Source organism: Paraburkholderia sp. JHI869 (assembly GCF_038900775.1).
In the GTDB taxonomy this organism is placed as follows: domain Bacteria; phylum Pseudomonadota; class Gammaproteobacteria; order Burkholderiales; family Burkholderiaceae; genus Paraburkholderia.
In genome coordinates this window covers 1-5,902 of the sequence record NZ_JAYMSC010000071.1, presented here as the reverse complement: position 1 = coordinate 5,902, position 5,902 = coordinate 1, and the positions used below count along the sequence as shown (strand labels likewise).

The 5,902-nt window shown below is 67.1% G+C and carries 6 protein-coding genes; 3 read left to right on the top strand and 3 right to left on the bottom strand.

The genetic code is table 11. The features are described 5' to 3' along the window. The first annotated feature begins 86 nt into the window (after positions 1 to 86). From VSR72_RS43725 to VSR72_RS43715, 3 genes are read left to right on the top strand one after another with little or no spacing between them, the layout of a single operon-like run. The gene (locus tag VSR72_RS43725) at positions 87 to 464 is read left to right on the top strand and encodes a DUF2306 domain-containing protein (protein WP_342958381.1); all 378 of its coding nucleotides are present in this window, start codon (positions 87 to 89) and stop codon (positions 462 to 464) included. Then, positions 461 to 1,609, top strand: a complete 1,149-nt coding sequence (locus VSR72_RS43720) for a histidine kinase (RefSeq protein ID WP_342958380.1) — start codon at positions 461 to 463, stop codon at positions 1,607 to 1,609. Before VSR72_RS43725 ends, VSR72_RS43720 begins: the two co-directional genes overlap by 4 nt. Continuing rightward, positions 1,606 to 2,541: a LytTR family DNA-binding domain-containing protein gene (locus VSR72_RS43715; RefSeq protein WP_342958379.1), complete on the top strand. Its 936-nt coding sequence runs from the start codon at positions 1,606 to 1,608 to the stop codon at positions 2,539 to 2,541. Before VSR72_RS43720 ends, VSR72_RS43715 begins: the two co-directional genes overlap by 4 nt. A gap of 60 nt (positions 2,542 to 2,601) precedes the next feature. Here the strand turns inward: VSR72_RS43715 and VSR72_RS43710 are convergent, their stop codons facing one another. The 3 genes from VSR72_RS43710 to VSR72_RS43700 all read right to left on the bottom strand — a co-directional run bounded on the left by VSR72_RS43710 (position 2,602) and on the right by VSR72_RS43700 (position 5,789). Then, entirely contained in the window at positions 2,602 to 3,390 is a 789-nt protein-coding gene (locus VSR72_RS43710) for a helix-turn-helix transcriptional regulator (RefSeq protein ID WP_342958378.1), read from the bottom strand. Between the two features lie 177 nt (positions 3,391 to 3,567). Next, positions 3,568 to 4,329: an ABC transporter ATP-binding protein gene (locus VSR72_RS43705; protein ID WP_342958377.1), complete on the bottom strand. Its 762-nt coding sequence runs from the start codon at positions 4,327 to 4,329 to the stop codon at positions 3,568 to 3,570. Continuing rightward, positions 4,320 to 5,789: a branched-chain amino acid ABC transporter ATP-binding protein/permease gene (locus tag VSR72_RS43700; RefSeq protein WP_342958376.1), complete on the bottom strand. Its 1,470-nt coding sequence runs from the start codon at positions 5,787 to 5,789 to the stop codon at positions 4,320 to 4,322. The genes VSR72_RS43705 and VSR72_RS43700 overlap by 10 nt, the downstream gene beginning before the upstream one ends. Positions 5,790 to 5,902: the final 113 nt, after the last annotated feature.

Below are 5,902 nucleotides of genomic sequence, written 5' to 3'. Positions count from 1 at the left end.
CCTTCGTCGCATCCCCCTCGCCCGCCCCGCGCGCGCTCACCACACTGCAGACATCGCCCCCGCTCGACCCGCCAAGGAGAGCCAGCATGTCTGCCATCATCGCTGCGCACGTCGTTGCCGCGACGCTTTCTGTCATACTCGGAACCGCCGTCATGCTGACCGAAAAGGGCAGCGCGCGGCACAAGTGGCTCGGCCGCCTCTGGGCGCTGACGATGTTCGCCGCCGCGCTGAGTTCGTTCGACATCCGCGAGCTGCATCCAGGGCATCTGTCCTGGGTGCACGGCCTGTCGCTGCTGACGTTCGCAAGCGTTGGCCGCGCCATCTGGGCGATCCGCCATGGCAACGTCCGCGGCCATCGCCTCGCCATGCGCGGTTCGTTCTTCAGTCTCGTCGCTGCCGGTCTCGCTGCCGTTGCGACGCCGCACCGGCTGCTCAACCTCATCGTCCTGAGCTGGATCGCATGATTCCTGGCACGCACGTCGAGTTTCCGAATGCCGCCGCGCGCCTGCCCGCGCCGGCGGCCAATGTTCTGATCGCCGGGTTCGCGCGCGAGGGCGTGATCGTCGTCATCGGCAATACGCTGATTGCCTTCGCGCTCACCGTCGCGGGCGTTCACGAGCGATTCATCGACAACTTCGTCTTCAGCCAGGCGATCGGGCTCTCGATCATGCTGATGCTCGACGTCGCCCGCTTTTTTCTGCAGCGCCACAATGCGCTCACGGCCCCGCGGCTGGCTGTGGCGATGGTGCTCGCCATCGTGCTCGGCGCGTCGCTCGGGCGTGGCATTGCCAGCGTGGTGCTCGGGATCGGCCTGCGCCACGCGTTCGCGACGAAGGATCTCGCGCTCACCGGCTGGATCGCACTCACGGCCACGCTGCTCGTCACCTGGTATGGCTGGTCGCGCACGCGCATCGCCGAGCTGAGCGAGCAGGTCGCGCGCGCGGCCTGGCAAAAGGAAGCCGCGGAGCGCACGGCGCTCAGCGCCCGCCTGCAAGCGTTGCAGGCGCAGATCGAGCCGCACTTTCTCTTCAACACGCTGGCGACGCTCGACAGCCTGATCGCGTCCGATCCTCCGCGTGCGCGCGATTTCCTCGCGAGCCTCAACCGATTCCTGCGCGCGACGCTGGAGGCCTCGCGCGCGCAAAGCGAAACGCTCGCGGTGCAGTTCAAGGTGCTCGACTCGATGCTCGCGGTGCACGCCATGCGCATCGGAGCGCGCCTCGCCTACGCGCTCGACCTGCCGCGCGATTGCGCCGACCTCCCGGTGCCGCCCATGCTGTTGCAGCCGCTCGTGGAGAACGCGCTCAAGCACGGCATTCAGGGCGCGGTCGAGGGCGGCAGAATCGACATCGGCGCGCGGCGCGACGGTGAGCATGTCGAGCTGACCGTGACCGACACGGGGCCCGGCTTTGGCGCGACGCCTGGCACGCAGGGCGCGGGCGTCGGGCTCGTGAATGTGCGCGAGCGGCTGGCGGCGCTCTATGGCGAGCACGCCTCGCTCACGCTGATCGAGAACGCTCCGCACGGCGTCGTTGCGCGAGTTCGGCTGCCGCTGCGCGATGCCGTTGGTGCAGGCGTTGGCGCAGGCCCGCAGGAGTCCAGATCATGAAACGCCACACGCCCGCCGATACGGCGCAACACAGCGACGCCGCGCATCGCGCGCTCGATACACCGGCCGACACCGCGGCCGACACATCGGCCGAAACCCCGACCGCGTTGATCGCCGAAGACGAGCCGTTGATCGCGGTCGCGCTGGAGCGCGAACTCGCCGCAGCGTGGCCGGATTTGCGCATCGTGGCGACGGCCAGCAACGGCCACGAAGCCATCGAGCGCATCGCCGCGCTGGAACCCGATGTCGCGTTCCTCGATATCGCCATGCCGGGCGCAACGGGCCTCGACGTCGCGCGTGCGTGCGCGAATCTCGCCGCGCCGCCGCAAATCGTCTTCGTGACCGCCTACGACGCCTACGCGCTCGAAGCGTTCGAAGCGGCGGCCATCGACTATCTGCTCAAGCCTGTGGAGCAAGCGCGGCTCGTGCGCACCGTGGAGCGCCTGCGCGCACGGCTCGCGCGATCGGCAGCGAACGACGCCGAGGCACCGCACATGCAAGCCGATCTGCAACGCGTGCTGCGCCAACTGGAAGCGATCACGCACGACGTTCGCGAGGCGCGCGCCGGTGCGCGGGCGGGCAATGCGCAAAGCGTCCCGAGCGCCATGCCGCTGCGCTATCTGCGCGCCTCCAGCGGCAACGACATCCGCATGGTGCCGGTGGAAGATGTTTTGTACTTCGAAGCAGCGGACAAATACGTCGTGGTCACGACGCGCAGCGGCGAACTGCTGATCCGCACGAGCCTGCGCGATTTGTGCGCGCAACTGGACCCCGCGCGCTTCTGGCAGATCCACCGCGGCACGGTGGTCAACGTGGATCAGGTGGAAAGCGCATCGGTCAGCGCGCTCGGGAAGATGACATTGCGACTGCGCGGCCACACGGGCGCCCTCGACGTGAGCCGCCAGTATGCACATCTGTTCAAGCAAATGTGACGCGCGCCGCGAAAACAGCAAACGCGCGGAAAGCGCGCGAAAAACGTGCGAAAGGCGCCTTCAACGCGGCTCGCTTTTCAGATATCGCTGGGGCGTCTCGCCCATCGTCTTGCGGAACATCGTGATGAACGCGCTCGAATTCGCGTAGCCGAGTTCGGCCGCGATCTCCGCCACGCGCACGCCTTGGGCGAGCTTCGACACGGCCTCGACGATGCGCAACTGCTGCCGCCAGTGCCCGAAAGTCAAACCGGTCTCGTCCTTGAAGCGCCGAGCGAGTGTGCGCTCGCTCGCCCCCACGCGCTCGCCCCAGGTAGCGAGCGAGTCGCCGTTGGCGGGCGCCGCCAGCAGGAAATCGCAAATCTGCCGCAAGCGCCGGTCGAGCGGCAGCGGCAAGCCGCCGCCCGAGGCCTTGCGCGAATCGCGCATTTCGCTCAGCAACAGCGGCGCGATAAGCGCGTAGCGGCGCTGCGGGCCACGCTCGCGGTCTTCGAGCATCGCCGCCACCAGTTCACGCAACAGCGACGAAACCCTCAGCGCATGGCATTCCGATTCCTGCCACGGCGACGCCTCCGGCTCGAAGTACACGCTGTGCATGCGCACCGCGCTCGTCGCGATCAACTCGTGGCCCACGCGCGGCGCGAGCCACAGCCCGCGATGCGGCCCAAGCGTCCACATGCCGCCAGGTGTCGTCACGCGCAACACGCCGCTGGTAGTGAAAACGAACCGCGCCAGATCGTGCGCGTGCCACGCCTGCCTGGCGGCCGCATCGTATTCATGGCTTGTCGCCATGATTGGCCGGTCGAGCCCGCGTTGCGCGCCTTCAGGCGGGTGGCGCCAGATCTGATCCACGATCGAGTATTTCCTCGCTTATTCGCCTATTTTTGTCATTTACGCGCAATCTATCGCCAATAAAGCGCGCCAAGCCCTCGTGTGCCGCATTTTGCATCGATTATCGATTAATCGCTAATGATAACGAGAATGATTTGCAATTGTACATGTAGTGCTGCTCTGCCGGTGCACCCCCTCTTATGCGGCCCCTCCTTCCTGCGCCGCCGCGCTGCCGCCGAGGTACGTCGCGCGCACACGGTTGTCGTCGGCTAACTCGTGGGCCGAACCCGCGAGCGCCACACGCCCGCCTTCGAGCACATAGGCCCGATTCGCAATGCGCAGCGCCTGGCGTGCGTTCTGCTCCACGAGCAGCACCGCCGTGCCCGCGTGGCTGATGCGCGCGATCACTTCGAAAATCGCACGCACGAGCTTGGGCGCGAGCCCCATGGAAGGCTCGTCGAGGAGCACGAGTTTGGGCTTGAGCATGAGGGCGCGCGCAATCGCGAGCATTTGCTGCTCGCCGCCGCTCAGCGTGCCGGCGAGCTGATCCTTGCGCTCACGCAGTCGACTGAATGTTTCGTAGGCCTGAGCAATGCCCTGTTCTAGCGCGGCGGCATCGCGCCGCAAGAGGTAGCCGCCCAGACGCAAGTTCTCCTCGACCGTCAACGCACCGAAAATACGCCGTCCTTCCGGCACGTGACCGATCCCGAGCGCGACGATCCGATGCGACGGCAGCCCAACCAGAGCCTGCCCCTCGAACGCAATGCCCCCGCCGCGCGGACGCAGCAGCCCGGAGATGGTGCGCAGCGTGGTGGTCTTGCCCGCGCCGTTGGCCCCGAGCAGCGCGACGATCTCGCCTGGCCCGACGTCGAGCGAAACGCCATGCAGCGCTTCGATGTTGCCGTAGTTCACGCGCAGGTCGCGAACGTCGAGGAGTTTGCCGGTCGTGTCTACCCCCATAGCGACTTCTCCCCGTCCGCGGCGTCGGGGCCGTCGTCTTCCTCGGCCGTGCCGAGGTACGCGTCGATCACCACCGGGTCGTTCTGGATTTGCGCGGGCGCGCCCTCGGCGATGATCTCGCCATGATCCATCACGATGATACGGTCGGACACGCCCATCACGAGCGCCATGTCGTGCTCGATCAGCAGCACCGTTACACCCAGGTCGCGTATGCCGCGGATCTGCGCCATCAACGCGTGCTTTTCAGTTGGGTTCATGCCAGCGGCGGGCTCGTCGAGCAGCAAGAGGCGCGGCTGGCTCGCCAGCGCGCGGGCGATTTCCAGCCTGCGCTGGTCGCCATACGGCAGGTCCGATGCATATTCGCTCGCGCGCGCGCCGAGCCCCACGAGATCCAGCCAGCGCTGCCCGAGCGCGCCGTGCTCGGCGGCCTCGGTGCGCGCTGCGCGCGTGCCCATCAGTTCCGCCACGAGCGGCGTGTGCAAGCGATGATCCATGCCGATCAGCACGTTCTCGAACGCGCTCATATGGTTGAAGAGCCGGATGCCCTGAAACGTGCGCGCAATGCCAAGATGCACGTTGCGATGGGGCGCGCCGCCGCCAAGTGGCTCGCCGCGCCAAACGAGGCGGCCGCCGCTCGGGCGGATCACCCCCGTCAAACAGTTGAACACCGTCGTCTTGCCCGCGCCGTTCGGGCCGATCAGCGCGAGAATCTCGCCGCTGCGCACTTGAAAGCTGATGCCGCCGATCGCACGCACGCCGCCAAAGCGGCGCTCGAGGCCATGCACTTCGAGCAGCGTTTCGCGCGTGGCCGCGGCTTCGAGGCCGCCGCTATCGGCTATGGAAACGGCGGCGGCGCTTTCCTCGCCCGCCGCCTCTGCCGCCTCCGCCTCGTGCGCGACGGTCTCTTCCTCGGGCCGGGGTGCGGCGCGCCTCACGCGCGCGGGCCACAATCCTTGCGGGCGCAACAACATGAGCACGACGAGCGCGACGGCAAAGCCGAAAATGCGCCACAGGTTCAGGAAGCGCAGCATTTCCGGCAGCCCCGCGACGATCAGCGCGCCGAGTATCACGCCGGGAATGCTGCCGCGTCCGCCCATCACGACGACGATGAGGATCGTCACCGACTGCAGATACGTGAACGCCGTGGGATCGATCGTGCCGAAGCGCGCGGCGAAGAGACTGCCCGCAAGTCCGCCAATCAACGCGCCTATCACGTAGGCGAGCATCTTCACGCGCAAGGTCGGAACGCCCACCGCCTCGGCGGCGGCTTCATCTTCGCGGATGCTGGTCCACGCGCGCCCGAGGCGCGAGCGTCCGAGCCGCACGGCGAACACCAGCACGACGAGGAAGAACGCCATGCCCAGCACGTACACCGAGCGCGGCGAACTGAACTCCAGGCCGAACAGGCTCGGCGGCTCGATGCCGTAAATGCCGTTCGGGCCGCCGGTAATGATGATCATGTAGCCGGCCTCCTCGCCGCCGTGCAGCGGCGGGGTTAAAGTCAGTTTGCGAAACGCACTTTGACCCTGCGGAGACCGACATGAACTATTGTGGCATAGACCTGCATTCGAAC

Bases quoted from the DNA above. Each gene is read 5' to 3' on its own strand.
- VSR72_RS43725 (WP_342958381.1), top strand. From the start codon at position 87: ATGTCTGCCATCATCGCTGCGCACGTCGTTGCCGCGACGCTTTCTGTC.
- VSR72_RS43715 (WP_342958379.1), top strand. From the start codon at position 1,606: ATGAAACGCCACACGCCCGCCGATACGGCGCAACACAGCGACGCCGCG.
- VSR72_RS43705 (WP_342958377.1), bottom strand. From the start codon at position 4,329: ATGGGGGTAGACACGACCGGCAAACTCCTCGACGTTCGCGACCTGCGC.
- VSR72_RS43720 (WP_342958380.1), top strand. From the start codon at position 461: ATGATTCCTGGCACGCACGTCGAGTTTCCGAATGCCGCCGCGCGCCTG.
- VSR72_RS43700 (WP_342958376.1), bottom strand. From the start codon at position 5,789: ATGATCATCATTACCGGCGGCCCGAACGGCATTTACGGCATCGAGCCG.